The following is a 26,744-nucleotide window of genomic DNA, read 5'->3' on the forward strand; positions in this document are numbered from 1 at the left end:
TATAAATGGAATTAAAAAGAGTAGTAGTAACAGGGTTGGGTGCGCTCACTCCTATAGGCAATAATGTTCCTGATTTTTGGGAAGGATTGACTAACGGGGTGAGTGGCGCTGCTCCTATTGTGGGTTTTAATACTGAAAAGTTTAAAACCAAATTCGCATGTGAGGTAAAAAACTTCAATCCGGAAGATTTTCTGGAGAAAAAGGAAGCCCGCAAGCTAGATCCGTTTGTACAATATGCTTTAGTAGCAACAGATGAGGCTGTAAAAGATGGTGGTTTTGATTTCGAGAAATTAGATACCAACAGAATCGGTGTTATTTGGGGCGCTGGCATAGGTGGATTGAAAACCTTTCTTGATGAAATTTCGAATTTCGCCAAGGGAGATGGTACGCCAAGATACAATCCATTTTTTATTCCTAAGATGATTATTGATATCGCTCCAGGGCATATCTCTATCAAATATGGCTTACGTGGGCCAAATTTTGCAACTGTTTCGGCATGTGCTTCCTCTACCAATGCGATGATTGATGCATTTAACTATATCCGTTTGGGTATGGCAGATGTGATCATCAGTGGTGGTTCAGAAGCCATTATTAATGAAGCAGGAATGGGTGGTTTTAACGCCATGCATGCATTATCTACACGCAACGATGATCCTCAAACCGCTTCGCGTCCTTTTGATAAAGACCGTGATGGCTTTGTGGCTGGTGAAGGCGCAGGAACTATTATTTTGGAAGAACTTGAACATGCCAAAGCAAGGGGTGCAAAAATTTATGCAGAACTTGTGGGTGGAGGGATGAGTGCTGATGCAAATCACATTACTGCTCCGCACCCGGAAGGTTTAGGTGCAAGAATGGTAATGACTAACGCTTTGAGAGATGCAGGTTTAACTACTGCTGATATCGATTACATCAATGTTCATGGAACTTCTACGCCACTTGGCGATATTAGTGAAACTAAAGCCATTGCTGATCTTTTCGGAGAGGATGCCTACCGCTTAAACATCAGTTCAACAAAATCAATGACGGGCCACTTATTAGGTGCCGCCGGAGCTATTGAAGCGATTGCCGCAATTCTGTCTGTTCAAAATGATATTGTACCTCCTACAATTAATCACTTCACAGATGATCCTGCCTTTGATCCTAAATTGAATTTTACTTTTAACAAAGCTCAAAAACGCGAAGTTAGAGCTGCATTAAGTAATACTTTTGGTTTTGGTGGTCATAATGCTTCAGTAATTTTCAAGAAATACGAAGATTAATTTATTCAGCTTTGCTATATAATTTTGTATGCTAATTAAAAATAGATAACTTAGTTAAATATGCTTATTAGCCGCTAATTGTGTTATTTATTTAATGCCGATATTAAAATTATATAAACTTTATCTCTCTCCTGAAAAGGAGTTTGTTAAAAAGCTGAAAAATATTTTAGGCTTTGTTCCTGGCAATGTTACGCTTTATAAAATGGCTTTCAGGCATCGGTCTGTAGCCAAAGTTTTAAAAAATGGTAGCAGGAGTAGCAATGAACGATTAGAGTTTCTTGGCGATGCAGTTTTAGGTTCGGTTATAGCCGAACTTCTTTTTAAGCACTATCCTTATAAGGAAGAAGGTTTCTTAACTGAAATGCGTTCTAAAATTGTTAATCGAGCTAATCTAAACCAATTGGCAAAAAAAATAGGTTTTGATAAGTTAATCCAATTCGATCAACGTTCGGTTAGTATCCAAACTAAACACAATTCTATGTTGGGCGATGCTTTCGAAGCCATCGTCGGCGCCATTTATATGGATAAGGGTTACAATTTTACTAAGGAGTTTTTGCTTAGAAGAATAGTTAAGCCTCATATCGATATTCATACATTAGAACTTACGGAAACCAATTTCAAAAGTAAACTTATTGAATGGTGTCAACGCCACGGTAAGGATGTTACTTTTGAGCTTGCTCAGAATGGCGAAGGCGAAAGCGCAAAACTATTTACCATTAGCGCCATTGTAGATGGTGAAAAGCATGGTACCGGTAGAGATTACAATAAGAAAAATGCAGAGAAACTTGCTGCAGAAAAAGCCTGCGAAGCATTATCTATTTAAGGTAAAATGATTGGTCATTTAATTTGTAATCGCCAACTACGAACTAAAAACTGGCAACCTCTAACTTATTACCGGCAACCGGTAACTGGCATCTGAAAACCGGTAACTGAAAACTGGCAACTGATAACTACTTCCCTTTCCCCAACGTATCGGTAAACTTCTTTGATGACTCTTTAATGTACTTGATATAGTCGTAGCTGTTCCAATATTGAGCCTTATCAAAAGCGGGTCTGCAATCCAGCATATAACGTTCCAGCGTATCACCTCTCAATTCTGTATTATTCTTGATGATAGATTGGTTAAAATAAACATCTATTTGCGATTGTTTAATTTCATTATCTGCATAGCGTCCAAACCTTCGGGCGTTCTTAGGTTCTTTACCAATTAAGTTATAAAGACCATTTAACGGTTGAAAAATGGCTGACAAAAATGAAGACTTCCCTCCATTATAAACCCCCTTGTTCTGAAATTCTCTCTTGATTTCTGCTAAATCTTGCTTTTTGGTATTGCCGACAATAGTCACTTCGTTCAGCATGGTGCTTTCTCTCACTAAATAAATCAAAATATCTTGAGTACCTTTTATGATGACTCTTTGGTCTGTTAAATTTCTTTTAGTGATGAGTAAAGTGTCGCCAACTTTAGCTTTTAGCTGAAAAAAACCTAAATCATTGCTTCCTACACCCAAATTGGTTCGTAGGTTGGTAATTTCTGCTAGGGCAACCCGGATATTCGCTCCTTTTTCAAAAACAACACCCTTAACAATAAAGTCTTGTGCTTTTACACTAAAGTTGATCAGTATTAAAAATATTAGGAAGACATTAATTTTTATAAATTTCATTGGTATTAATTTTTCAAAGTATCTGTAAATTTTTTGGCAGATAGCTTTATATAGTTTGCAGCATCGTAATTGTTCCAGCCTTTAATCATTTCAACTGTTGGTAAATAATCAAGTATAAATTTATCTAAATTTCGGCCTTCAAGATCAGTATACTTGTTGATTAATGTTTTATTAAAAAAATGATCTACTTGCATCAATTTCAATTCATTATCATAATAACGTTTAAAACGTCGTGCTTTCGCAGGTGTTTTGCCGAATAACTCATAAAAAAAAGTTAGCGGACTTCCGCTTAAAGGGTTAAGCAATGCTAAGGGAGGTTTGCCTTCATAAAAAGATCCCTGTCGCTTAAATTCTCTTCTGATTTCCTGCATGTCTTCTATTTTTGTTTTCCCCTTTATCGTTACCTCCTCAAGGGTAGTGCTCGCCCTGATTAAGTAAATTAAAACATCTTTATTGTAATTAACCACAAATTGCTGGGATACAAAATTTCTTTTTTCAATTAATAATGTATCTCCCGATTTTGCTTTGATATCGAAAAAACCCAAATCGTTACTGCCGACTGCTTTGCCGGTATTTTTATTAGTTATAACACCTAAAGCTATCCGAATGTTAGTGCCTTTTTCTATGATAACCCCTTTAACTAAAATATCTTGTGCATAGATTCTACTACCGATCGCCATGAATATGGATGCTGAAAGTAGAATGAGGAATGCTTTCATCGACTGGATATTTTTTGTAAAATTAACATTTGTTAACCTTTAATTTGTTAAATAAACGTTAAGGCGAAATCAATAGAAAAAATTGAGAATTAATTGTCATGATTTTAAAGCATAAACCTCAATCGCAAACTCTAAACTAATTTTTCTATCTTTGCGCATGATAAAATCCATGACAGGATACGGCTTAGCAACAGCCGATTATGCAAATGCAAAATACAGTGTCGAAATCAAATCGCTCAACAGTAAATTTCTTGAGCTTAACTTAAAATATCCTAAAGCTTTTTCTGATAAAGAATTAATACTGCGCAATGTTTGCAGTAAAGATATCGAACGTGGCAAAGTGAGTTTGAGTATTAATGTAGAACGTGCCAACGGGGAAGTGACTGGTGCCACTATTAATACTGCATTACTTGCGCATTACTATAATCAACTCACTTCCGTTAATACCGAGTTAGGAGCCAACAGTACCAATCTACTTCAAACTGCTTTAACCTTTCCTGATGTAATTTCATATAAAGAGGAGAGTGTGAGTGAGGATGAATGGAACAACCTTTATCAAATCTTTAATCAAGCTTTAGCTAACTTCAACAAGTTTAGAGAAGATGAAGGAGCAGTTTTGAAAGCCGATTTAGAGCTTAGGATAAAAAATATTCTTTCTTATTTCAAATCTGTTGAAGAACTGGAACCAAAAAGAATTGCCGCCATACGCGATAAATTCTCCCAGTTTTTAGACGACGCAGTTGGAAAGGTAAACATCGATCAAAATCGTTTTGAACAGGAATTGATCTACTATATTGATAAAATTGATATCACCGAAGAGAAAACACGTTTGAAAAGTCATTGCGATTATTTCTTGCAAACTTTAGCAAGTAAAGAAGCAAATGGAAAAAAAATGGGTTTCATTTCACAAGAGATTGGAAGAGAAATAAACACAATGGGTGCAAAAGCAAACGATGCTCAAATGCAGCAATACGTTGTGGGTATGAAGGAAGAGCTAGAGAAAATTAAAGAACAGTTATTAAACGTATTATAAGGAGAAAGACTAGAGACTAATGCGTAAAGCAGCTTTGGTCTTTCAGCTTTTTGCTTTCAGCTTACAACATGAAACAAGGCAAATTAATCATATTTTCAGCGCCATCTGGAGCCGGCAAAACCACTATTGTACACCATTTATTAAGCAAGTTTCCGGAGTTAAGCTTTTCAATTTCTGCAACAACACGTGAGTTAAGGGGTGCTGAAACCCATGAAAACGACTACTACTTCATCTCGAAAGAAGAGTTTTTGCATAAAGTGGCACGCCAGGAATTTGTGGAGTTTGAGGAAGTTTACAATGGTACTTTTTATGGTACCTTACGCTCCGAAATTGAGCGTATCTGGAATGATGGGAAGCACGTTATCTTTGATATTGATGTAGAAGGCGGCATTCGTTTAAAGCGTAAATATGAGGAAGATGCATTGGCTATTTTTGTTCAACCACCATCGTTAGAAGTATTGAAAGAACGTTTAAGCGGAAGAGGAACGGATAGCCATGAAAAGCTGCAAGAGCGTTTTATTAAAGCAGAAAAAGAATTAACCTACGCTGATAAGTTCGATGTGATACTAAAAAATTACGATTTAGCTACAGCATGTGCCGAGGCTGAGAAATTGGTGGGCGATTTTATAAGGAGTTAACGAACTCTATCTTCGGTCGTCATTGCGAGGAACGAAGCAATCTCTTTTGACGGCCTAAATTTAAATGCTCGGGTAAAATTGCTTCCTGTCTCAAAATGACGATTTGGTAAACCCTCTAACTGAAAACTGCAAATTGAAAACTGGCCTATTTTTCGGTTCTTATAATCCTATTCATACTGGGCATCTGATCATTGCCAATTACATGGCTAATCATTCAGGTCTTGATGAGGTATGGCTAGTGGTTTCTCCACATAATCCGTTAAAAGATAAAAAAGGCCTAACCAACATGTATGATCGTTTGGAAATGGCACAATTAGCTACTGAAAATACAGATCACATTCGCGTTAGCGATATTGAGTTTTCCTTACCGCAACCCTCATATACCATAGATACGTTAACCTATTTGCATGAACGTTATCCAACAAAAGAATTTGTGTTGATTATGGGAGCTGATAATCTGGTTTCTTTTAAGAAATGGAAGAATTACGAAGTACTGTTGGAAAACTACCAGATTTACGTTTACCCGCGTCCGGGGGCTGATGTTACCGAGTGGATAAATCATCCATCAATCACGTTCACAGATACACCTTTAATGGAGATCTCCTCAACATTTATCAGAAAAGCAATTAAAGAAGGAAAGAACGTTCAATTCTTTTTGCCAGATAAGGTGATTGATTTTATTGATGGCAAAGGAATGTATCGTTGATTTACGATTTTAGATTTACGAATTACGAATGATAGGCAATTGCTTAACCTTTTCGCTTTTTATAAACCTTTAATTTAAGATTTTGGGTTTAAGAATTACGATTGTTGCAGACTTTCGAAAATCTAAGTCGTAATTCTTAAACCCAGAATCAATCGGTTATTTCCAACCGCCACCTAATGCTCTGTATAAATTAACTACAGACTGAAGTTTTTGTAATCTATCATTTATTCCACTTAACTGAGCAGTTAACAAACTCTGTTCTGAGGTCAAAACGTCGGTATAATTTGTTGCAGAACTGTAGCGCAATAACTCTTTAGTAAAATCAACTGCTTTTGTTAATGAAGCAATCTGTTTTGCTCTTGTTTCCTCTTTTTCAGCAGCAGTTTGGTAAGCATACAAAGCGTTTGAAACCTCTTGTCCACCAGTTAAAAGTGCTTGCTGAAAAGCATAAAATGCTATTTGCTGATTTGCCTGTGCAGTTGTTAAGCGGGCTTTATTGGCACCTTTAGCAAAAATGGGTTGGGTTAATCCTCCAACTAAATTATAGAATATAGAATTATCGAAAAAATTGCTCAGCTGTAAACTCGTTAAGCCACCTGTAGCCGTCAAAGTTAAAGCCGGATAGAAATAAGTTTTAGCTACGTTGGTATTTTCAAATGCAGATCTAAATCCGAATTCTGCTGCAATAACATCCGGACGGTTCTGCAAGAGTTGCGCAGAAACACCAGTTTGCAAATTGGTATAAGGAATTTGCTGATCTAAATTGGTGCGATTAATTGTTCCAGGTGCTTGTGCTAAAACAATGTTCAAAGCATTTTCGGCTTCTTTAATGCTTCTTTTTAAATCAGGGAGTGTTACCTGAGCGGCATAAAGATTGGCCTCACTTTGAACTACAGCCGCACCATTTACAACAGCGCCTTCTTTTAGCGCTTTCATGGTTTCTACATCCTGCGTTCTGATTTTGATCGTTTGCTCCGTAATTGCCAATTGTTTATCTAAAGCCAATAAAGTATAATAGTTATTTGCGATAGTGGCTATTAACTGCGTTTGAACGGCACGTTTTGCCGCATCGCTTTGTAGTAAGGTTGCAAAGGCAGCCCGTTTTGCGCTACTCAGTTTGCCCCAAATATCAGCTTCCCAGGCCGTGCTTAAAGCAGCTCTGTATGTTTGGGTTTCTAAGTTAATGTTGATTCCCGCTGGAAAATTCAGCGCCGCTTGAGACTGTTTTGCATCAGTAACGGAAACATCAGCTTGTAAGCTGGGTAAAAACGCTGCACGACTTTGACGTAAGGTAGCTTCAGAAATTTTGATCCGTTCAATGGCTTGTTTAAGATCCAGATTTTGATTGATTCCCTGCTGAATCAGCGATTGCAAGGTCGTATCAGAAAATAGGCTTTTCCATGGCAAATCTGCCATGGTTGTTGTATCTGTTGTATTATTATCCCGGTATAAACCTTCATTCTTAACCTGCGGACGTTCGTATTTTTGCGTTACGCAAGCGCTTAAGGTAAGAATGGAAATACCAATTAAAAAGGAATACTTATATGTGAATTTCATGTTCGGATTAAATTAATGTTTACTGTTAGCGGTTGCTAATTCGTATTCTTCAGGAGTTTGCTCTTTTTCAATTCCTTCGTCAAAAGGAGATTTATTGCTTACTCTTTCTTGCAACGACTGGAAGACAATGAACAATGCCGGAATTACAAAAATACCGAAAATGGTACCGATTAACATTCCCCCAACGGCACCCGTTCCAATTGATTTATTTCCTGATGCACCAACACCAGATGAAAGCATTAGTGGAAGTAATCCAAGGATAAATGCAAATGAAGTCATCAAGATTGGCCGTAAACGAGCGGTTGCGCCATCAATAGCCGCATTTACAATACTCATGCCTTTGCGTCGTCTATCCACCGCATATTCTACAATCAAAATTGCATTCTTCGCTAACAAACCAACGAGCATAATGAGTGTAATTTGGGTATAAATGTTATTATCGATACCGAAAATTTTATCGAAAATAAAGGTTCCCGCCAAACCGATTGGGAGTGATATTAATACTGCCAACGGTAAAATATAACTTTCATATTGGGCTGCCAACAAGAAATAAACGAAAATTACGCACAGTAAGAAAATGAATATGGTCTGGCTACCGCTGCTCATCTCTTCACGAGATAACCCCGAAAACTCATATCCATATCCTGCAGGTAAATGTTTCGCAGCTTCTTCCTGAACGGCTGCAAGCGCATCTCCAGAACTATAACCTGCATTTGGATTCCCTGTAACAGCAATTGATGTAAACAAGTTGAAACGGGAAATTGCTTGTGGCCCGTAAACTTTGGTAAGGGTAATAAACTCCGAAATTGGTGCCATTTGGCCAGAAGGATTTCGAACAAAAATACGCGTTAACGTTTGTTCATTTGAACGATACGCCGCTTCAGCCTGATACATTACCCTAAATTGTTTACCAAATTTATTAAAGTTTGATGCATAAACCCCACCATAGTAACCTTGCATTACGCCCAACACATCACTCACGTTCAGGCCTGCTTGTTTTACTTTTGCCACGTTAACATCAATTTGATATTGTGGGAAGTTAGGGTTAAAGGAGGTAGAAGCATATTGAATTTCCGGACGCTGACTTAAAGCCGCTAAAAATCCGTTACCAACTTCATTAAACTTTTTAATATCACCACCAGTTTTATCTTGCAATTGGAACTCAAAACCTCCACTGGTACCAAAACCCTGAATGGTTGGCGGTGCGAAAAAAATAATTTTAGCACCTTTAATCGTAGCCGTTTTAGCAAATAATTCACCAATAATGGTTTTAACATCACGCCCTTTACGTTCATCCCAAGGGGTTAATCGTGAAATTACCATCCCGTACGAACTTCCAGAACCACTAATCATGCTTCGGCCAACTACTCTCAAAGTGTTTTTGATTTCAGGGATTTTATGTGCGATGCTGTCGATTTTTGCAATCACAATATTGGTTTCCTCTTGAGAAGTTCCCGCAGGCAATGAAATATCAGACATAATTGTTCCCAAATCCTCATTTGGTACAAAACCTTTTGGAGTAGTATTCATTGTCCATATTAAAAGACCTGTGAAAAACAAAATACCTACGCCAACCAGCCATTTTGTTCTGGATAGAAAGCTAACAGACTTTTTATATTTTCCGGTAACGGCATCAAAGGAAGTATTAAATGCAGCATAAAAACGCTCTAAAAAGTTTTTCTTTTTCCCATGATCGTCTTTGTGTGGTTTTAAAAACAAAGCACACAATGCCGGACTCAGGGTTAACGCATTTACAGCTGATAAAATAATCGAAATGGCCAGTGTTAAACCAAACTGTTTGTAAAATACTCCTGATGAGCCTTGTATAAAACTTACCGGAATAAATACTGCAGCCATTACCAATGTGATGGAAATGATGGCACCACTAATATCATCCATTGCATCAACCGTGGCTTTTTTTGCATCAGTGTAACCTTCATCAAGCTTGGCGTGGACCGCCTCCACCACCACAATCGCATCATCCACTACAATACCGATGGCGAGCACGAGTGCAAATAGCGTAAGTAAGTTAATGGTAAAACCGAACAAACTTAAAAAGAAGAAGGTACCAATAATGGCTACCGGAACACTTATCGCTGGAATTAATGTAGAACGGAAATCTTGTAAGAAGATAAATACCACTAAGAATACCAGGATAAAAGCTTCAATCAACGTGTGGATTACTTTTTCAATCGAGGCATCCAAGAAATCATTTACGTTAACCAGGGTAGAATAATGAACCCCTTTAGGAAAAGATTTTTGAGCTTCATCCAAAGTTTTAATGGAGTTTTCAATTACTTCTTTCGCATTCGATCCTGCTGTTTGGTTGATGGCAATACCTAAAGCTTGCTTCCCATTAAATTTTACAGAACTGGCATAGCTTTGAGCACCTAATTCAATTCTTGCAATATCTTTTAAGCGAAGAATTTGTCCGCTGGCAGTCGATTTAATAATGATGTTGCCAAATTGTGCTTCATCTTTTAAACGGCCAGTATATTTTAGTGTGTATTGAAAAGCCTGATCGCCTTGTTCACCAAATTGCCCTGGAGCGGCTTCCACGTTTTGATCGGCCAAAGCCGTATTTACGTCACTTGGAACTAACCCGTAAGTGGCCATAATATCTGGTTTCAACCAAATACGCATGGTATAATCCAACGTTCCGAATGCGCTGGCATCACCAACACCGTTAATACGCTTAATTTGCGGAATGATGTTGATGTTGGCGTAATTCTGTAAAAACTTTTGATCATAAGATGGATCATCACTGTACAAACCAAAAATCAAAACGTTACTCGCTTGTCTTTTGGCTGTAATTACACCCGATCGGGTTACCTCGGCAGGTAACAAACTGGTTGCCCTTGCCACCCTGTTTTGAACGTTTACTGCTGCCAAATCGGGGTTTGTACCCAATTTAAAATTAACTGTGATGGTTGCAGTACCATCGTTACTGGCGCTTGAAGTCATGTACGTCATGTCTTCCACACCATTAATTTGCTCTTCAAGCGGAACAACAACGCTATTCATTACCACATCTGCATTGGCACCTTGGTACGAAGTGGAAACCTGTACTGTAGGTGGTGCTATCTCTGGATATTGCGAAACCGGTAAAGTAGCTAAACCTAAAACACCGAGAATAACGATGATAATGGATATAACCGTAGATAGTACTGGTCTTTCTATAAATTTCTTAAACATATTTAATATTGATTACACTGATATTTTGACTGCAGTGATGATATCTTTATTTTTTTATATCAGCATAAACTGAATCGGCACTTTGTTCTTCTGGTTTAATTTTAGCTCCATCTTTTAAAGATTGAAACCCTTCCAGAACGATTTTATCGCCAGCTTTTAAACCTTTCGTTACCACATAAAATTTATCTTTAGCTAAATCCATAATCTGAATTTCGGTACTGATAATTTTTGAGGAATCGCCTAACACGTAAACGAATTTTTTTCCCTGTAAATCGATTGTTGATTTTTGAGGAACAAGAATTGCATTTTCAACTTTTTGCGGTACACGAACCGAAGCACTTGCACCATTTTTTAATAAAGAAACTGGATTGGGGAAAGTAGCTCTTAAACTTGCAGAACCGGTAGCTGTATTAATTTGGCCATTGATAGATTCGATCTTACCATTTTGCGCATAAACAGTTCCATCAGCCAATACCAAACTAACTGCCGGAATGTTTTTCATCTGCTGTGCCAATGTGCTCCCTTTATATGTTTTAGAAAAATCTAATAATTGTTTTTCATTAAGTGAGAAGTAAGCATACACTTTAGATGTATTTGAAACTGTAGTAAGAGGCTCTGTACTTGAGCTGCTCACTAAACTTCCGGTTCTGAAGGGAAGGCTACCAACCACGCCATCAACAGGGCTTGTGATAGAAGTATAACCCAAATTTACCTGAGCATTTGCTAACGCAGCTCTTGCTTGCGCTAACGCTGCTTTTCTACTTTGCAAGGTTAACTGCGCTGCATCTAAATCGTATTTGCTAATGATGTCTTTCTCCACTAGAGGGCGTGTTTTATTAACCTGGAGTTGGGCTGCATTTACATCAGCCTCTGCACTGCTAATCGCAGCTCTCGCCGTTCTAACCTCTTGCTCATATTGTGGTGCCATTATGGTGAAAAGTAATTGCCCTTTTTTAACAACTGCACCTTCATCTACCAATATTTTTTGAATGAAACCATCAACCTTAGGGCGGATATCGATATTTTGAATTCCTTCGATGGTTGCTGGATAATCTGAATTTAGTTCTGTGGTTTGTGCGTTAACCGTAAAAACAGGGTAGGCTTGGGGACCAGCCGCTGCTGCTGCTGCGGCTTTCTTCTGTTCATCATTATTTCCGCATGATGCTAAAACAATAGCGATGCTCATGCCAAAAACGAGAGTTGTTACTTTTCTCATGGACTATTTTTGTGTGTATTTAAATTTTAATTTCCGGATTTGAAAGCGCAGTGAATGGTGGTTTTCAACTTGCCGATTTCTGCCCAAAAATAAAGCCTAAAAGAATTTAAGTCTGTCCAATTTCTGTCATTTAATCAATCGATTGATTTATTTTTTATTTGCAAAGGGCTATTTTGGGTGTTAAATGCTTGTTTTTAAGCGGGATATCGTTACTTTCTCTTCGAAATTATTGTGTAAATATCTTGAGACAGATGTTAACCGATGTTAAATAACCCTCTTCTATTAGCAGAATTGTTAAAGATTTTGTTTGGAAAAACAGTCATTATTTTATTTCCTTAGTGTGAAATATACACTTTAGAAAAATCGGGTTACTCTAGTGCGAGTAGATTAGTGCCCGAAAGGTTATTATCAATCGATTGGCGTTATCCAACTTCTCCTTCAAAAACCAATTTTGCCGGCCCGCATAAAAATACGTTTGTAAATTCATTTCCATCGTAATCAAACTCTATTTTGATATCTCCACCCAAAACTTTTATATTGGTTTTGATATGGCCGGTTTGGTTTTTGTATTTCGCCATAGCCATTGCAACAGCAGTTACGCCGGTACCGCACGCATAGGTTTCATCTTCCACGCCACGTTCGTAAGTTCTCACAAATAAATGATCGCCATTATCTTCAACGAAATTTACATTAATTCCTTTTTCGCTATAAACTTCATTGTATCTAATGTTTTTTCCCTGTGTAAAAACATCGAAATTTTTTAAATCACTTTGTAAAGCAACGTAATGTGGAGAGCCGGTATTTAAAACAAATGCTTCACCATCATTGGTAATGCTGTCAACATCAATCATTTGTAACTCTACCCAATCTCCTGATTCTGAAATTCTGGCATAATGCGGTCCGTCTACTGCCAAAAAGTTTGTTTCATTTTGAATAATACCGAGTTGTTTGGCAAATGCCACAATGCACCTGCCGCCATTACCGCACATGCTACCTAACTTACCATCCGCATTGAAATAATGCATTTCAAAATCGTAATCATCATGTTGGGTTAAAAACATTAATCCATCTGCGCCAATGCCGAATCTTCTATCGCAAAGTTGTTCAATCAACTCATTATCAATATCTTCTAATTGTTTCATGGTATGATCTATCAGAATGAAATCATTGCCCGCTCCCTGGTATTTAAAGAAATTAATTTTCATGAAACCTTCATTTTTTTATGCAATATTTGAGATGCAATTAGTAACCGCAAAGCCTGGGTTAAAGGTTTTAACATTTTTTAACATGGCTTGTGGTGCTTAACTGATACAAATATCGTTTATATGGTATTAAATTTGAATAAACTTGTTAAAGAAAATTTGAGCAGATAAAAACTGCCGGGGCAATCTGCTTAAAACAAAGTGAATATTGCTCTAGCAACCATTAAAAATAACAACGAATGTTATAAGCAAACAATTAGCTAGCATTAATGCTTGTAATAATCAGGGGATTTAAAAAACAATATACAAACACATGAAACCATCAAAAGCTAAACGAATAAAAAAAGTAATTAATTGCTTTTGATAGCTTCATGACCATTAAAAACAATATACAAACACATGAAAAAAATATTAGGTATTACGGTGTTGGCTGCTTTTATAGGTGGGGCAGCAGCAATTGGAGGTTACAAACTATTTGAACGCAATCAAACTGGCAGTACGATTTCTGAAAAGCAGAATTTATATTTCGCCAATAACCCACTTAAAGTATCATCGGCTGGCACAGCTGATTTTACCCAGGCTGCAGCCGCGGTTGCACCAGGAGTGGTACACATTAAAACAACTTATGAAGCCAAAAGTGGTGGTGGATCGAGAAACTCATCGCCATTTGATATGTTCGATGATTTCTTTGGAGGCGGCGGTCGCCAGATGCAACGCCAACCACGAGCAGCATCAGGTTCTGGTGTAATTATTAGTCAGGATGGTTATATTGTTACCAATAATCACGTGGTAGAAAATGCATCGAAGGTTGAGGTAGTATTAACTGACCGACGTAAAGTAGAAGCCAAAGTGATTGGTCGCGATCCTAACACAGATTTAGCTTTAATTAAAGTTAATGCTACTGGTTTACCTGTTGTAAAAATGGGTAATTCTGATAATGTTCAGGTAGGAGAATGGGTATTGGCAGTAGGGTTCCCTCTCGATTTACAGACAACAGTTACGGCGGGTATCGTGAGTGCAAAAAATAGAAGTATTGGCATTATCGGTCGTGAGCAACAAGGTAATGAGATTACCGAAGAAGAATATCGCGAATATCAACGTACTGGTAAAAGGCCACAGGCGCCTGCAAACACCAGTATCGAATCTTTTATTCAAACCGATGCGGCCATTAACCCAGGTAATAGTGGCGGAGCGTTAGTAAATGCAAATGGAGAATTAGTAGGTATTAACTCTGCAATTGCTTCACAAAGTGGATACAATCAAGGTTATGGCTTTGCTATTCCTGTAAATTTAGCCCGTAAAATCGTTGATGATTTTATGAAATATGGAATGGTAAAACGTGGATACATTGGTGTTAATTTTTACCCTCTAAGTGGTGATGAAAAACCAGAAGGTATTACAACATCAGAAGTAAGCGGATTATATGTAAGTGATGTGGTAGCTGGTGGCGGTGGTGCTGCTGCTGGAATTAAAAAAGGCGATATCATTAAAAAAGTAGATGGTGTTGTTATAAATGATTCTCCTGATTTGCAGGAAAGAATTGGCCGTATGAATCCTGGAGACAAAGTGAAGCTAAGTGTTTTAAGAGATGGTTCCTTGAAAGATATAACCGTTACTTTAAAAGGGGAATCTAGCATCGGATTAACAGCCAATAATGCAGCTACTAAAAATGTAGAGGTTTCTAAGTTAGGTGCAACGTTTGCTCCGGCAACCCAGGCTCAAAAAACCAAGTTTGGAATTAATAGCGGGGTGGTGGTAACATCGGTTGTTACCGGTAAGGCATTTGATAACATCGGAGTAGAAAAAGGTTTAATCATTACGAAAGTGAATGGTCAGCCAGTAAATTCGGTTGCCGATGTTCAGAAGGCGCTACCTCAGGGTAGAAATAATATGATTAGTATTTCTGGTGTGGGCGAACAAGGAACTTATAATTTTAGTTTCCCAGCTCAATAATTCAGGCAGAGCGATACATAAAAAATGTCCCGATTTAATCATCGGGACATTTTTTTTTGCAATTAATCTTGCTCAATAGGTTGGTGGTTAGCATGGCAGGCATCGGCACATTCTTCGCAAGCAACCGCACATTGTCTGCAATGTTCATGGTCGTGGTTGCTGCATTCTTCTGCGCATACACGACAAATTTCTTCACATAACAAAAGATATTGTCTACCGATTACCGAATCGCGTTGAAGCAATCGTGCTGCCTGGGTGCAAATGTCCGCACAATCTCTATTCAATTTAATGCAATCTACCATCATTGCAATATCTTGCTCTTCCTTCAGGCTTGAAGAACCGCAATGTTCGCATGCCATAGCGCAATCTAATAAGGCCTGAATTAATGCGTGGTTGTTTCTCGTTTCCATATTTTTTTGGTTAGCTATTATTGTATGTAATTAACCCATGAGGATATAAAGAGTTTTAATAAAAATGGGATTAGCAGAACGGAATGTCTATTCGCTCTTGCAGTGGTGAAAGTGCCATTCTGTAGCTTACATTTTTGGTTTATTGTATTGTTTTATGTTTTCTAAACCTGACAAGAGCGAACACGAACCCCTTTTTTCGGGTGAGTAAAGCGGATGGCAGGACTATTCTTATCCAAAGGCATAGAAACCTGCTTTTCGAATTTTTATTTTTATGATTGAAGCGAATAGTAATGATTATTCGTTTTAGCTAATGACAGTTCATTTTAAATTCATTTTTGCTATTTAGTTTCGCATATACCGATTAATAAGGAGTATTTGTAGCAATCAGATTTTTATGATTTCATATTTGACCAGAATTAAAACCGAATAATTATGGCTTTGGCTTATATCAACATTAGTGCTAAACAGTATTTTAATTTTATGTGCCGATCGGATTTCGAACGACGAATTTTTCACGATACCTATAAAGAATTTCAAGAAAAATCTAAACCATATACTTCTGGCGAGCGGTTAAATACGTTTTCTCAAATGATTTTGGCTAATAAAAAAGCCAAAGACTTACATCAGAAGCTCCACTATTCGGTAATGGATGTTATTGAGAAATTAGAACATCAGATTCCAATTTTAAAAGATGAAGATGGAAATGCAATCAAATTTGAATGGGCTGAACTTGAAATAATAGATTCAGATTTGTTAAACAAGGCTGCTCACGTGGTTTCATTAACCTATACTAGCCCAAAAATGTTATTGCATGAGATTGATAATGAACTGCTGGTTTTGAGTGAGGAAACGGCAGGCAAATCCAATTCTATATTTAAGATCAAAATGACTGAAGAGGTAAGGATCGATTATTGCGAAAAGCATGAGCTGGTGTGCAGTTAAAACAAACTATTTGATTATCTGAAAGGCTATTTTAGTTGATATAGATGTTTGAAATGGAAAATATGGCAAATGATTGAATAGGCTAATGCATCCAAATAGTGGTTTAAATAGCAATGAATCAATATAATTAGCTTTATTTGAATAAATAAAAATAAAAAATTGATTTATAGGTAATTAACATTATCTTTGAAACAAATTAAAATACAATATAATGCAACAAGGAACAGTAAAATTTTTTAATGAAACTAAAGGTTTCGGATTTATCACTCCATCTAATGGCGATGCCGAAATTTTTGTTCATGCTTCAGGCTTAATTGACAACATTCGCGAGAATGATACCGTAAACTACGATGTAGAAGAGGGTAGAAAAGGCCTAAACGCGGTAAATGTAAAAGTAGCTTAAGAAAACTCGAACACATAAATCGTAAAAAGTCCTGATGAAAATCAGGACTTTTTTTGTGCAAAATAATTTGCAGGAAGGTGGATTGATCTTTGAGGATTAATTGTTTCTTCTTGTTTTTATATCGAATCGACCAAACTCATTAGGCTGATAAAATCCTGATGGATTGATCTTATGGTAGATTGCAGTTGGTTAATCATCGCAGAGCGTGTGTGTAAATCATCAGCTCCGTAAAGCCCACCATCCCCAAACAGCAATTTTTCTTCATCGACATCTACGCCCCCATTAAACTCGAACTTTAGCCAGCGGTTTTTAATACTATTAATTAAAGTCACGTTACCGCTTGAGCTGAATTGCTTTTCATTGAGCATTTTCCATACAAAATCCGGGTAATCAGTATTCTTTTCTCCATCCCGCCAAATGGTTCTTAAAAGGTTATGTTCATGGTAAAACTCCACCTTTTTCCCCTTTGGATTAATAGTCATTGCACCAAGACCAGCGCTAACTAAGCCTCCACTTATGCCCACAATAGTTTGCGTATTATTCTTTGCTACTGCACTTACAACCGTAGTGAGGGCACCTATAACCACCGAACCGACGGTGAGCTGCCGATTTCGTTTACTGTTTAGCCCATCCAGATAGTCTGCTGCCATATCAGATCGTTCGCCTTCACAATCAAGTTCTGCGGCAACAGCCGTTAGTTGTGCTTGCGCTAAACCAATACGGCTATTTATTTTTTGTTTTAACCTGAGATAATCGCCATTATTTGTCCCTTCTTTTTTCAGGCGTAGAAGCACATTGATCTCATTACTTAAGCCAAGCAAATGACACAGCAATTGATCGTGTTTAGAAAGTGCTTCTATAGCAGATAGATCAGTGGCCGTTTTTTCCTCGAAAAATCCAGTGGAATTAATGTATGGACGCGTAGGAGTACAATAATTGTATTTAAATGCCTGAGGATTCGTTGTTTGCTTCCTCATGCTTCCGCATGAGAATAAAATCAAAGAAATTGGAGCTAACAAGATGGCGTTACGTTTCATAAAAAAAACATTTTATGAATGAATATAAGAATCTAGCGGTAAAAAATGATTCTCGATAAAAAATCGTTGACATTTCTTTTAGAATGATGATTTGATTATTTGCTGTAGCTTTTGTTAAATTATAAGATGGATTAATTTTGCTTATCCGATAATGATGTGAGGATAGTTGTTATTGAATTTCCGAAGAAAAATCTACAATGCTTTTAGAATGTTTCTAAATAAATGTTTTATCGGCGTTTTGTCATAATCGTTTATAAATTAAACTCATAATTAGATACTTTTGCAAGAAATTTAGATATAAATCCTAATCAAATGAGTGGTTTCGGAAATGCGCTTTCTTCATCAATAGGAAGAAAATACGTTATGGGTGTTACAGGAATATTCCTGATACTCTTTTTAATTGTACATGCTGGTATTAATTCGTTGATATTTCTTGACGATAATGGTTTGACTTTCAATATTGGAGCCCATTTTATGGCGACAAACTGGATTATCAGAGCTGGGGAGTACATATTGTTTATAGGTTTACTGGTTCACATTTACCAGGCGGTAAACTTGACTATTCAAAATAGAAAAGCAAGACCAGAAAACTATGCTGTTTATAATGGAAGCGCCAACAGTAAATGGTATAGCCGCTCTATGGGCTTGCTAGGTACTTTGTTGTTGATTTTCCTTGTAATTCACCTGAAAGATTTCTGGGTAGTTTCTCGCTTTACGGGTATTCCAACGGTAGATGCTAACGGTCACGAAGATCTTTATGCGGTAATGAGAGAAAAATTCCAGGATCCTGTACGTGTAGTTGCCTATGTTTTGTTAATGATTTCATTGTGTTATCACCTACTTCATGGTTTTGCTTCGGCATTTCAAACTATGGGATGGAATCATTCAAAATACAACGGCATTATTAAAAGCACAAGTGTTTGGTATTCGATTATTATATCGCTTGTTTTCGCTTTGATGCCGATTGCAGTATATACTCATTTAATTGATTAAGTTTTTAGCACAAAAGAGATATGTCAGATATTAATTCAAATATTCCAGAAGGCGAATTAACCTCCAAATGGACCAAGTATAAGTCTTCTGTGCCTTTGGTTAACCCATCGAACAAAAGAACTATTGAAGTAATTATTGTAGGTTCTGGTTTAGCGGGTGCTTCTGCAGCTGCAACTTTAGCTGAAATGGGTTACAAGGTAAAGTGTTTTTGCTTTCAGGATTCACCACGCAGAGCGCACTCTATTGCGGCTCAGGGTGGTATTAACGCAGCAAAAAATTACCAGAATGATGGTGATAGTACCTATCGTTTGTTTTACGATACAATTAAAGGTGGCGATTACAGAGCCCGCGAAGCGAATGTGCATCGCCTGGCTGAGGTAAGTGCTAACATTATAGATCAATGTGTGGCTCAGGGTGTTCCCTTAGCTCGCGAATACGGTGGTTTGTTAGATAACCGTTCATTCGGTGGTACGCAAGTTCAACGCACATTTTATGCAGCCGGTCAAACTGGTCAGCAATTATTATTAGGTGCTTATTCTGCTTTAGAACGCCAGATTGGTATGGGTAAAGTAGAAATGTATACCCGCCATGAAATGCTTGAAGTGGTTAAAATTGATGGCAAGGCTCGTGGTATTATCGCCCGTAACCTAATCACTGGCGAAATTGAGCGTCACTTTGGTCATGCAGTTGTTTTGGGAACAGGTGGTTACGGTAACGTCTTTTACCTTTCTACAAACGCAATGGGCAGTAACGTTACGGCGGCATGGAAAGCACATAAACAAGGTGCTTATTTCGCCAATCCGTGTTACACTCAAATTCACCCAACTTGTATTCCAGTTTCTGGTGATCACCAATCTAAATTAACCCTGATGTCTGAATCCTTACGTAATGATGGACGTATCTGGGTTCCTAAAAAGAAAGATGATAACCGTAAAGCTTCAGAAATTCCTGAAGATGAAAGAGATTATTATTTAGAGCGTCGTTATCCTGCTTTTGGTAACCTTGTGCCTCGTGATGTGGCCTCTAGGGCAGCAAAAGAGCGTTGTGATGCAGGTTATGGTGTAGGTGCTTCAAAACTGGCTGTTTATTTAGATTTTAAAGCGAATACTGAACGCTACGGTAGAATCGAAGCTTCTAAATCAGGTATTCATAATCCTGATAAAGAAACCTGTATGCGTTTAGGAACAGCCGTTATTAAAGAGAAATACGGAAACTTATTTGATATGTATGCTCAGATTACCGGTGAGAATCCTTACGAAACGCCAATGCGTATCTATCCAGCGGTTCACTACACAATGGGCGGGCTTTGGGTTGATTATAACTTAATGACTTCTGTACCTGGTTTATATTGTACTGGTGAAGCTAACTTCTCCGATCATGGTGCGAACCGTTTAGGTGCTTCTGCTTTAATGCAAGGTTTAGCTGATGGATATTTCGTGCTTCCATACACGATTGGTGCTTACTTATCTAAAGAGATTTCTGTAAAAGCTATCCCTACAGATCATCCAGCATTCGTAGAAGCAGAAGAGCGAGCGAAAGGAATTCTTAACAAGCTGATCAACATTAAAGGAACCAAATCAGTAGATCATTTCCACAAACGTTTGGGCCACATCATGTGGGAAAAATGTGGTATGGCTCGTAATGAAAAAGGCCTGAAAGAAGCTATTGAGGAAATCAGAGCTTTACGTGCTGAATTCTGGAGTAATGTTCGTGTACCTGGTGTAGCAGAAGAATTAAATCCGGAGTTAGAGAAAGCAGGCCGTGTTGCTGATTTCATCGAATTGGGCGAACTAATGTGTATTGATGCTTTAAACCGTAACGAAAGTTGTGGTGGTCACTTCCGTGAAGAGTATCAAACAGAAGAGGGCGAGGCTTTACGTGACGATGAAAACTTTGCTTACGTGGCGGCCTGGGAATTTAAAGAAGGTGTAAACTTTGAACTTCATAAAGAAGAATTAAAGTTTGAAAATATTAAAGTAGCACAAAGAAGTTATAAATAGTATTTAGATATTAGTATTTAGTACTTAGATAACTTCCTTCTAAATACTAACTACTAAGTACTAACTACCTAAAATCTCAATATCATGAGTACAGGAAATATGAACTTAACGCTAAAAGTTTGGCGTCAGAAAAATAACAAAACCAAAGGTGCTTTGGTCGATTATAAATTGTCTGGTATTTCTCCGGATATGTCTTTCTTGGAGATGTTCGATGTGTTAAACGAAGATCTGATTACTAAAGGTGAAGAGCCGGTGGTATTCGACCACGATTGCCGTGAGGGTATCTGCGGAATGTGTTCGATGTTCATCAACGGTCGTCCGCATGGTCCGAAAGACTTGGTAACTACCTGTCAATTGCACATGCGTTCATTCAAAGATGGTGATACTATCGTTGTGGAGCCTTGGAGAGCAGCAGCTTTTCCAGTGGTAAAAGATTTGACTGTAGATCGTTCTGCATTTGATAGAGTGATTGCAGCTGGTGGCTTTATTTCTGTAAACACAGGAAACGCACAAGATGCTAACAACTTACCGATTCCAAAAATGAAAGCAGATGCTGCTTTCGAAGCGGCAGCTTGTATAGGTTGTGGCGCTTGTGTGGCTACATGTAAAAATGCTTCGGCAATGTTGTTCGTTTCTGCGAAAATTTCTCAGCTGGCGTTATTACCACAAGGCCAGCCAGAACGTTATCGTCGTGTACAAAGCATGGTAGCACAAATGGATGCTGAAGGTTTCGGTAATTGTACCAATACAGGTGCATGTGAAGCGGAATGCCCTAAAGGAATCTCTTTAGAAAATATTGCTTTGATGAATCGTGATTTTGCATCTGCAAAATTTGTTTCAGAAGAAACGGTTTAAAATTATACTGTGCGTTCGGTTTAGTTACCGGATTCTTAAGCCTCCATATTTATGGGGGCTTTTTATTTTGTAAATTTTGCCAAGATAGAACTTGATTAGATTCGATTATTTTCGGTGCGCTGCGGTGCACGAGTAAAAAATTTGAAGAGGCGAATTCTTAAATGGGATGTGATCATCAAAATAAAAGTTTGCTAAAGTTGCAAATATTCTATGTTAGCATATTAAAAAAATATCTAATTAGAAATTTTATTTTGTATTATTTGTATATACATTAAATATTTTATAAATTTAGTGTTCCGAGACAGGAGAGAAAACATAAAACCCCGACTATTTTAGCTGGGGTTTTGTGGTTAATAGATTTGGTTCACCAATCAAAGACTAAAGTTCACATTGATGTTATACTTTACCCTCACAGGCACTCCAAAATGAATACCTGGATTCCAGTTTGGTGAGGATGAAAGCACCCTTACAGCTTCATCATTAATGTCAAAACTTAAACCTCTAATTACTTTAATGCTAGTTAGGCTGCCGTCTTTTTCAACAATGAAAGACAAGAATACTCGTCCTTGAATTTGCCTTTTTGCTGCTTCTTTAGGGTATTTGATATTTTCATTTAAAAAGCTGTAAAATGCTTTTAATCCACCAGGAAATTCAGGGCTGCTTTTCAATCGAAATAAAATCAAAAACACCATTAGGAATAGAGTCTCTGGATGGTTTTGCTAGTGAAGGAGCTTTGACTATACTGGATGTTGTCTTGAAATCGATTTTAGAAATTTTTTCTTTTATCAATACATTTTCAGCGCTATTAATTTTTGCTTTTGTAATTACGATTACAAGCCCGCCCTCATCATTAACACCAAATACTTTTTTATGCTGTTTTTCTTTAATTACAGTGAGTGTTTCTATACTATCTCTGTTAATTTTTGCCGCTTCATTTTTGCTCATGAATGTTCCGTCAACCAAAAACAATAAATTTTGATCGGGAGGCTGATTTTGCTGTGCCAATGCTGCGGTTACAAAGCAAATGAATGTGATTAGCGTTAACGAGAATTTTTTCATTTGCAAATATATCTCTTCCACTCATAACAAATAAAAAATCGCAAAATCTTAATGTTGAAATTAAGACTTTGCGATGTTGAGAGCGTTATAAAATGTTAAGACAACGTGAAATTCACCGTCATGCGGTATTTAGTTTTAACAGGATGGCCATCTGTACCAATTGCCGGATTCCACCTTGGGGCTGCTTTCATTACCCTCAATGCTTCTTCATCAGTTTCTTTGGATAGCCCTCTGGTTACAACAATATCTGTTAAGGTTCCATTTTTTTCTACGTTAAATTCAAGAAAAACTTTTCCTTGGACATTATTTTTCTGTGCTTCTTTTGGGTATTTAATTTTTTTAGCCAAATAGCTATAAAGCTTCTCTGTTCCCCAGGAAATTCAGGTGTCAACCCTGATTTATTGCTTGTTTTTTGATTTGTTTTATCTTCCGAAAAATTGAAGTTAACAGCAATGTTGTACTTCACTCTTACTGGCTTTCCGTCAAGTACGCCAGGATTCCAGTTCGTAGAATTTTTAATCACTCTTACGGCCTCTGCATCCGTTTCTTTTGATAGGCTTCTAACAACAGTCACATCAGCTAGTTTGCCATCTTTTTCAACTGTGAAGCTTAAAAAGACCTTTCCTTGTGTTTTTTGTTCTTTAGCAACCTTAGGATACTTAATTTCTTTGCTTAAGTAGTCATAAAATTTTACCATCCCGCCCGGGTATGATGGTTGTTTCTCAACAGAAACAAAATCATAAATTTTTTGTGCTTTTACCGAATTGGTAAGCATGGCAATGCTCGTTAGGGCTAAAATCATTAGCTTTCTCATGGTTAAATAGTATTAAAGTTTTTATTTAGTTTTTCTTTTGAACTTCTTTTTTAGGAACTTTTGTAGTAATAATAACTACTCCATTTGCGCCTGATTCACCATACTGTGATTTTCCAGCAGCATCTTTCAGTACATTAATTGATTCAATTGTATTTGGGTCAAGTGTTCCTATGTCGTCTACTTGCTTGCCATCAACCACATAAATTGGATTAGCTTTTGGGTCGGAATCTTTTTGCAACAGATTTCTAATAATCACTTTTGGGTCAGAATCTTTTCTCTTGTAATTTCGGATCACACCTGTAGCATTCGGGCGAAAACTTAGTCCGGTAATTTTGCCCTTAAGGCCGACGCTATTTGAATCTATGTTCTTATTATAAATTCCTGCTAAACCGTTTTTAGTTTTAATTTCAATAACACCGGCAAATCCGTCAGGGCCATATTTAGTGGTTGATGCAGCATCTTTCAAAATATTTATCGATTTGATATTATTTGGATCCACACCAGCCATCGATGCCGTTCCCCGTTGATATTGCTTATTTCCGTCAATTACAATAAGGGGCTCCGTAACAGATGTAGCTGTACCACGTAAAGTAATGCTTGGTGTTTTGGTGCTATCAGGTTTCGTTTGTGCCTTTACACTATAGGCCAAACTCAGCGCTATAACAATCGTTAATATTCTTTTCATATCCGTTGATCTTAATTATCTTATTTTAAGAGTCGGTGTGTTGGTATCTAACCTAAGTTCCGTGTCACTTGCTTTTCTAAAATCGTTATTTTTTGTCGTAATGATGAGCACGCCGTTTTTTCCCTTATCTCCGTATAAACTTGTTGCTGCAGCATCTTTTAGTACCGAAACCGATTGAATATTGCGATTATCAATCTTGGTAAAATCAAAACCGTTTTGGCTCACTTTTCCATTTAATACCACAACACCATCAAATTTCGAGTTGTTAAAAACGTTGCTCGTAGAAAGGCCTTTAATCCGAGTTGCTTTCTTCACCTCATCATCAACATTTAGTGTGAAATTCACGTTGATGTGGTATTTTACCCTAACGGGTTTACCATCCGTTATCCCAGGATTCCATCTTGGTGAACTTTTTATTACCCTTAAGGCTTCCTCATCTAATCCACTGCCTAAGCCGCGGGTTATCAAAGCATCGCTAAGCGAACCATCTTTTTCGACGATGAAGGATAGAAAAACTTTTCCCTGTACATTATTTTCTTGTGCTGATTTTGGATACTTTATGGTCTTGCTTAAATACTCATAAAACTTAGATATCCCTCCGGGAAACTCCGGCTGTTTCTCTATAGAAACGAAGTCAAAAACCTTGTCTAACTTATCCTCCTCACTACCACTTTCTATAGGCGAAGAATAGCCAATAATATTAATATTAGAAAGTTTTTGGTAGGTAGCCAGTTTAATGGTCTCTTTATTTATAAGCGGGGCCTTATTTCCGGAAAGCGTGAAACCTACTTTCAACGTGTATTTACCATTAGGCAGATTTTCAAATTTTCTGTATGACAAAATGGCTTTCATTACTTCTTCATCGCAGCCGTCGCCCAAATTCAAAACACTGCTTACGTTTGTTACCTTATTGTTTTGAAGGGTGAATTTTATCTGAGTATTGCCCTGAAGGTTGTTTTTCTGAGCTTCGGATGGATATTTTATCGATCTGGCCATGAAGGCGTAAAAGTTGTTCCAATTTCCGGCTACTTTTTCTGCTGTAGGAATGATCTCAGTGGTAGATAATTTTTCTGGAGCAAATGCTGGCTCAGGAATAATTATTTCCTGAACCATTTCAATAGGTTTATCCAGTGGTATTTGATTGCTAATCGAAATCAGCTTTTCATTTTTTCTTACCGTTGCTGAGGAGAAAATAATGAGAATTGCAAAAAGCGGAATAAAGAAGCCATACTTCAAAATGGCTATTTTCTTTGATCTTTCTTTTTGCAACATAAAGATCCGTTTCTTGATGAGTGATTTATCAAAGAAACCATTGGTAAGGCGATTGGGAGAAATTCCGAACGACTGACTTAAGATGAGCATCGCATATTCAGCTTTATCACCTTGAAATGCTGCAGCATGCTCATCTGCTAAAAATTCGTGAATATTTTTAATGGATTTTTTGTAGAAATAAATGATTGGATTTATCCAGGTAAAAACTCCAATAATCTCAAAAAACAAAATATCTGCGGTATGCCATTGTTTAATATGGGCTTCTTCATGTACATCAATCACCGCCATTAGTGGCAAATTCTGATCGACGACTTTTTTACTAAAAAAAGAAAAAGCAGAACCCGATTTCGCATTTTTTATCAGCTTCTGTACTGAGAGTAAATTGTAAGCAAGCTTGCCTAAGCAGAAGATTATACCTGCACAATAGATGTACACAAACGCATTACCCCAATTAAAGCCATTGCTGTTATCGCTTACAATAGTAGCTTTTTCCAATACGGCTTCCCAATTTACCGATGTATAAACCTGCTGTGCCGCCTTTTGCTCAGTAAGCCATTCCAGTCGGATAAATGGAATAGATAATGATAATACACCAGCACTTACCAGGTAAATTCGGTTGAGTAAAAAGTAGGTTTCCTTATCTAAAAGTAATTTATAAAAGCCATAAAAAACAATTAAGTATAAGTTCACCTGAAGTAGGTAGTGCGCAAAACTCATTTTGGCTTATGTTTAATTTTATCAATCATTTTTAAAATTTCATCCACATCACTTAAATCTAACTTCTCTTCTTTCACGAAGAAAGAAAACATACTTTCTACTGAATTCTCGAAATAGTTGCCGAGTAACTTTTCGGTGGCGTGGCGTTTATATTCTTCTTTGCTGATGAGCGGGAAATATTGATGGGCTTTTCCAAAGGCCTCATGGCCAATAAAACCTTTTGTCTCTAAAATTCTGATAATTGTTGAAACTGTATTATAGGCGGGTTTTGGCAAGGGAAGTTCATCGATAACCTCTTTTACAAATGCTTTTTCCAACTGCCACAATACCTGCATAAGCTGTTCTTCTGCTTTGGTTAGATCTTTAATTTCCATAATATTTAATAAATAGAGATAAGCTTTAGGCAAATGCCTTAACT

Annotated in this window: 26 protein-coding genes; 11 read left to right on the plus strand and 15 right to left on the minus strand. The window is 37.3% G+C overall.

Annotated features, from left to right (window positions below; genetic code table 11):
* The first annotated feature begins 5 nt into the window (after positions 1-5).
* On the plus strand, positions 6-1,259 hold the full coding sequence (fabF, locus tag ACZZZC_RS03960; protein ID WP_463484933.1) for a beta-ketoacyl-ACP synthase II: 1,254 nt from the start codon (positions 6-8) through the stop codon (positions 1,257-1,259).
* 94 nt (positions 1,260-1,353) lie between these two features.
* Entirely contained in the window at positions 1,354-2,082 is a 729-nt protein-coding gene (gene rnc, locus ACZZZC_RS03965) for a ribonuclease III (RefSeq protein ID WP_056848297.1), read from the plus strand.
* Between the two features lie 127 nt (positions 2,083-2,209).
* Here rnc and ACZZZC_RS03970 read toward each other — a convergent pair whose 3' ends face one another.
* A complete protein-coding gene (locus ACZZZC_RS03970; protein WP_463484934.1) occupies positions 2,210-2,920 on the minus strand; it encodes a hypothetical protein in 711 nt (236 codons plus the stop codon).
* A gap of 5 nt (positions 2,921-2,925) precedes the next feature.
* On the minus strand, positions 2,926-3,639 hold the full coding sequence (locus ACZZZC_RS03975) for a hypothetical protein (RefSeq protein ID WP_463484935.1): 714 nt from the start codon (positions 3,637-3,639) through the stop codon (positions 2,926-2,928).
* Positions 3,640-3,808: 169 nt separating this feature from the next.
* Between ACZZZC_RS03975 and ACZZZC_RS03980 the strand changes: the two genes are divergently transcribed.
* The 3 genes from ACZZZC_RS03980 (at position 3,809) to nadD (ending at position 6,016) form a co-directional block, all read left to right on the plus strand.
* On the plus strand, positions 3,809-4,672 hold the full coding sequence (locus ACZZZC_RS03980; RefSeq protein WP_463484936.1) for a YicC/YloC family endoribonuclease: 864 nt from the start codon (positions 3,809-3,811) through the stop codon (positions 4,670-4,672).
* Positions 4,673-4,740: 68 nt separating this feature from the next.
* Positions 4,741-5,310: a guanylate kinase gene (gene gmk / locus ACZZZC_RS03985; RefSeq protein ID WP_056848300.1), complete on the plus strand. Its 570-nt coding sequence runs from the start codon at positions 4,741-4,743 to the stop codon at positions 5,308-5,310.
* 133 nt (positions 5,311-5,443) lie between these two features.
* Positions 5,444-6,016 (plus strand): nicotinate (nicotinamide) nucleotide adenylyltransferase, encoded by a 573-nt coding sequence (nadD, locus tag ACZZZC_RS03990; RefSeq protein WP_463484937.1) that lies wholly within the window; start codon positions 5,444-5,446, stop codon positions 6,014-6,016.
* A 156-nt stretch (positions 6,017-6,172) separates the two neighbouring features.
* Here the strand turns inward: nadD and ACZZZC_RS03995 are convergent, their stop codons facing one another.
* From ACZZZC_RS03995 to dapF, 4 genes are all read right to left on the minus strand, one after another.
* Positions 6,173-7,573, minus strand: a complete 1,401-nt coding sequence (locus ACZZZC_RS03995) for an efflux transporter outer membrane subunit (RefSeq protein WP_463484938.1) — start codon at positions 7,571-7,573, stop codon at positions 6,173-6,175.
* A 12-nt stretch (positions 7,574-7,585) separates the two neighbouring features.
* Complete coding sequence (locus tag ACZZZC_RS04000; protein ID WP_463484939.1) at positions 7,586-10,768, minus strand: efflux RND transporter permease subunit; 3,183 nt, start codon at positions 10,766-10,768, stop codon at positions 7,586-7,588.
* 46 nt (positions 10,769-10,814) lie between these two features.
* Positions 10,815-11,984, minus strand: a complete 1,170-nt coding sequence (locus ACZZZC_RS04005) for an efflux RND transporter periplasmic adaptor subunit (protein ID WP_056848304.1) — start codon at positions 11,982-11,984, stop codon at positions 10,815-10,817.
* A gap of 422 nt (positions 11,985-12,406) precedes the next feature.
* The gene (gene dapF, locus ACZZZC_RS04010) at positions 12,407-13,189 is read right to left on the minus strand and encodes a diaminopimelate epimerase (RefSeq protein WP_463484940.1); all 783 of its coding nucleotides are present in this window, start codon (positions 13,187-13,189) and stop codon (positions 12,407-12,409) included.
* Between the two features lie 396 nt (positions 13,190-13,585).
* Between dapF and ACZZZC_RS04015 the strand changes: the two genes are divergently transcribed.
* Positions 13,586-15,139 carry a trypsin-like peptidase domain-containing protein gene (locus tag ACZZZC_RS04015; protein WP_265798540.1) on the plus strand — a complete coding sequence of 518 codons (1,554 nt, stop codon included), beginning with the start codon at positions 13,586-13,588 and terminating at the stop codon, positions 15,137-15,139.
* 62 nt (positions 15,140-15,201) lie between these two features.
* Here the strand turns inward: ACZZZC_RS04015 and ACZZZC_RS04020 are convergent, their stop codons facing one another.
* Positions 15,202-15,549: a four-helix bundle copper-binding protein gene (locus ACZZZC_RS04020; protein ID WP_463484941.1), complete on the minus strand. Its 348-nt coding sequence runs from the start codon at positions 15,547-15,549 to the stop codon at positions 15,202-15,204.
* Between the two features lie 432 nt (positions 15,550-15,981).
* On the opposite strand from ACZZZC_RS04020, the gene ACZZZC_RS04025 reads away from it, so the two are divergent.
* Together ACZZZC_RS04025 and ACZZZC_RS04030 are read left to right on the plus strand one after the other, a co-directional pair.
* Positions 15,982-16,491 (plus strand): hypothetical protein, encoded by a 510-nt coding sequence (locus tag ACZZZC_RS04025; RefSeq protein WP_463484942.1) that lies wholly within the window; start codon positions 15,982-15,984, stop codon positions 16,489-16,491.
* 211 nt (positions 16,492-16,702) lie between these two features.
* Positions 16,703-16,894 carry a cold-shock protein gene (locus tag ACZZZC_RS04030; RefSeq protein WP_010599638.1) on the plus strand — a complete coding sequence of 64 codons (192 nt, stop codon included), beginning with the start codon at positions 16,703-16,705 and terminating at the stop codon, positions 16,892-16,894.
* Positions 16,895-17,010: 116 nt separating this feature from the next.
* On the opposite strand, the gene ACZZZC_RS04035 is transcribed toward ACZZZC_RS04030, so the two are convergent.
* The gene (locus ACZZZC_RS04035; protein ID WP_463484943.1) at positions 17,011-17,931 is read right to left on the minus strand and encodes a hypothetical protein; all 921 of its coding nucleotides are present in this window, start codon (positions 17,929-17,931) and stop codon (positions 17,011-17,013) included.
* A 312-nt stretch (positions 17,932-18,243) separates the two neighbouring features.
* Between ACZZZC_RS04035 and ACZZZC_RS04040 the strand changes: the two genes are divergently transcribed.
* The 3 genes from ACZZZC_RS04040 to ACZZZC_RS04050 all read left to right on the plus strand — a co-directional run bounded on the left by ACZZZC_RS04040 (position 18,244) and on the right by ACZZZC_RS04050 (position 21,779).
* A complete protein-coding gene (locus ACZZZC_RS04040; protein ID WP_056848309.1) occupies positions 18,244-18,924 on the plus strand; it encodes a succinate dehydrogenase cytochrome b subunit in 681 nt (226 codons plus the stop codon).
* A 20-nt stretch (positions 18,925-18,944) separates the two neighbouring features.
* The gene (locus ACZZZC_RS04045) at positions 18,945-20,924 is read left to right on the plus strand and encodes a fumarate reductase/succinate dehydrogenase flavoprotein subunit (RefSeq protein ID WP_463484944.1); all 1,980 of its coding nucleotides are present in this window, start codon (positions 18,945-18,947) and stop codon (positions 20,922-20,924) included.
* Positions 20,925-21,008: 84 nt separating this feature from the next.
* Entirely contained in the window at positions 21,009-21,779 is a 771-nt protein-coding gene (locus ACZZZC_RS04050; protein WP_056848311.1) for a succinate dehydrogenase/fumarate reductase iron-sulfur subunit, read from the plus strand.
* Positions 21,780-22,150: 371 nt separating this feature from the next.
* On the opposite strand, the gene ACZZZC_RS04055 is transcribed toward ACZZZC_RS04050, so the two are convergent.
* From ACZZZC_RS04055 to ACZZZC_RS04085, 7 genes are all read right to left on the minus strand, one after another.
* Positions 22,151-22,447 carry an energy transducer TonB gene (locus ACZZZC_RS04055; RefSeq protein WP_463486630.1) on the minus strand — a complete coding sequence of 99 codons (297 nt, stop codon included), beginning with the start codon at positions 22,445-22,447 and terminating at the stop codon, positions 22,151-22,153.
* Positions 22,431-22,784: a hypothetical protein gene (locus ACZZZC_RS04060; RefSeq protein WP_463484945.1), complete on the minus strand. Its 354-nt coding sequence runs from the start codon at positions 22,782-22,784 to the stop codon at positions 22,431-22,433. The genes ACZZZC_RS04055 and ACZZZC_RS04060 overlap by 17 nt, the downstream gene beginning before the upstream one ends.
* Positions 22,785-22,933: 149 nt before the next feature.
* Positions 22,934-23,185 carry an energy transducer TonB gene (locus tag ACZZZC_RS04065; protein ID WP_463486631.1) on the minus strand — a complete coding sequence of 84 codons (252 nt, stop codon included), beginning with the start codon at positions 23,183-23,185 and terminating at the stop codon, positions 22,934-22,936.
* Positions 23,107-23,613: an energy transducer TonB gene (locus ACZZZC_RS04070; RefSeq protein ID WP_463486632.1), complete on the minus strand. Its 507-nt coding sequence runs from the start codon at positions 23,611-23,613 to the stop codon at positions 23,107-23,109. The genes ACZZZC_RS04065 and ACZZZC_RS04070 overlap by 79 nt, the downstream gene beginning before the upstream one ends.
* 64 nt (positions 23,614-23,677) lie before the next feature.
* A complete protein-coding gene (locus tag ACZZZC_RS04075; RefSeq protein WP_463486633.1) occupies positions 23,678-24,337 on the minus strand; it encodes a TonB-dependent receptor plug domain-containing protein in 660 nt (219 codons plus the stop codon).
* A 15-nt stretch (positions 24,338-24,352) separates the two neighbouring features.
* Complete coding sequence (locus tag ACZZZC_RS04080; protein ID WP_463484948.1) at positions 24,353-26,326, minus strand: TonB family protein; 1,974 nt, start codon at positions 26,324-26,326, stop codon at positions 24,353-24,355.
* On the minus strand, positions 26,323-26,700 hold the full coding sequence (locus ACZZZC_RS04085) for a BlaI/MecI/CopY family transcriptional regulator (RefSeq protein ID WP_463484949.1): 378 nt from the start codon (positions 26,698-26,700) through the stop codon (positions 26,323-26,325). The genes ACZZZC_RS04080 and ACZZZC_RS04085 overlap by 4 nt, the downstream gene beginning before the upstream one ends.
* Between the last annotated feature and the right edge of the window lie 44 nt (positions 26,701-26,744).

It is taken from the genome of Pedobacter sp. AC212 (assembly GCF_979258625.1).

Coding starts and splice junctions, on each gene's coding strand:
- dapF (WP_463484940.1), bottom strand. CDS start 13,189: ATGAAAATTAATTTCTTTAAATACCAGGGAGCGGGCAATGATTTCATT.
- rnc (WP_056848297.1), top strand. CDS start 1,354: ATGCCGATATTAAAATTATATAAACTTTATCTCTCTCCTGAAAAGGAG.
- ACZZZC_RS04000 (WP_463484939.1), bottom strand. CDS start 10,768: ATGTTTAAGAAATTTATAGAAAGACCAGTACTATCTACGGTTATATCC.
- ACZZZC_RS04025 (WP_463484942.1), top strand. CDS start 15,982: ATGGCTTTGGCTTATATCAACATTAGTGCTAAACAGTATTTTAATTTT.
- ACZZZC_RS04040 (WP_056848309.1), top strand. CDS start 18,244: ATGAGTGGTTTCGGAAATGCGCTTTCTTCATCAATAGGAAGAAAATAC.
- ACZZZC_RS04070 (WP_463486632.1), bottom strand. CDS start 23,613: ATGCTTACCAATTCGGTAAAAGCACAAAAAATTTATGATTTTGTTTCT.
- ACZZZC_RS04050 (WP_056848311.1), top strand. CDS start 21,009: ATGAGTACAGGAAATATGAACTTAACGCTAAAAGTTTGGCGTCAGAAA.
- ACZZZC_RS04075 (WP_463486633.1), bottom strand. CDS start 24,337: ATGAAAAGAATATTAACGATTGTTATAGCGCTGAGTTTGGCCTATAGT.
- gmk (WP_056848300.1), top strand. CDS start 4,741: ATGAAACAAGGCAAATTAATCATATTTTCAGCGCCATCTGGAGCCGGC.
- ACZZZC_RS04085 (WP_463484949.1), bottom strand. CDS start 26,700: ATGGAAATTAAAGATCTAACCAAAGCAGAAGAACAGCTTATGCAGGTA.
- ACZZZC_RS04005 (WP_056848304.1), bottom strand. CDS start 11,984: ATGAGAAAAGTAACAACTCTCGTTTTTGGCATGAGCATCGCTATTGTT.
- ACZZZC_RS03995 (WP_463484938.1), bottom strand. CDS start 7,573: ATGAAATTCACATATAAGTATTCCTTTTTAATTGGTATTTCCATTCTT.
- ACZZZC_RS03975 (WP_463484935.1), bottom strand. CDS start 3,639: ATGAAAGCATTCCTCATTCTACTTTCAGCATCCATATTCATGGCGATC.
- ACZZZC_RS03980 (WP_463484936.1), top strand. CDS start 3,809: ATGACAGGATACGGCTTAGCAACAGCCGATTATGCAAATGCAAAATAC.
- ACZZZC_RS04045 (WP_463484944.1), top strand. CDS start 18,945: ATGTCAGATATTAATTCAAATATTCCAGAAGGCGAATTAACCTCCAAA.
- ACZZZC_RS04015 (WP_265798540.1), top strand. CDS start 13,586: ATGAAAAAAATATTAGGTATTACGGTGTTGGCTGCTTTTATAGGTGGG.
- ACZZZC_RS04080 (WP_463484948.1), bottom strand. CDS start 26,326: ATGAGTTTTGCGCACTACCTACTTCAGGTGAACTTATACTTAATTGTT.
- ACZZZC_RS04030 (WP_010599638.1), top strand. CDS start 16,703: ATGCAACAAGGAACAGTAAAATTTTTTAATGAAACTAAAGGTTTCGGA.
- ACZZZC_RS04035 (WP_463484943.1), bottom strand. CDS start 17,931: ATGAAACGTAACGCCATCTTGTTAGCTCCAATTTCTTTGATTTTATTC.
- ACZZZC_RS04020 (WP_463484941.1), bottom strand. CDS start 15,549: ATGGAAACGAGAAACAACCACGCATTAATTCAGGCCTTATTAGATTGC.
- ACZZZC_RS03970 (WP_463484934.1), bottom strand. CDS start 2,920: ATGAAATTTATAAAAATTAATGTCTTCCTAATATTTTTAATACTGATC.
- fabF (WP_463484933.1), top strand. CDS start 6: ATGGAATTAAAAAGAGTAGTAGTAACAGGGTTGGGTGCGCTCACTCCT.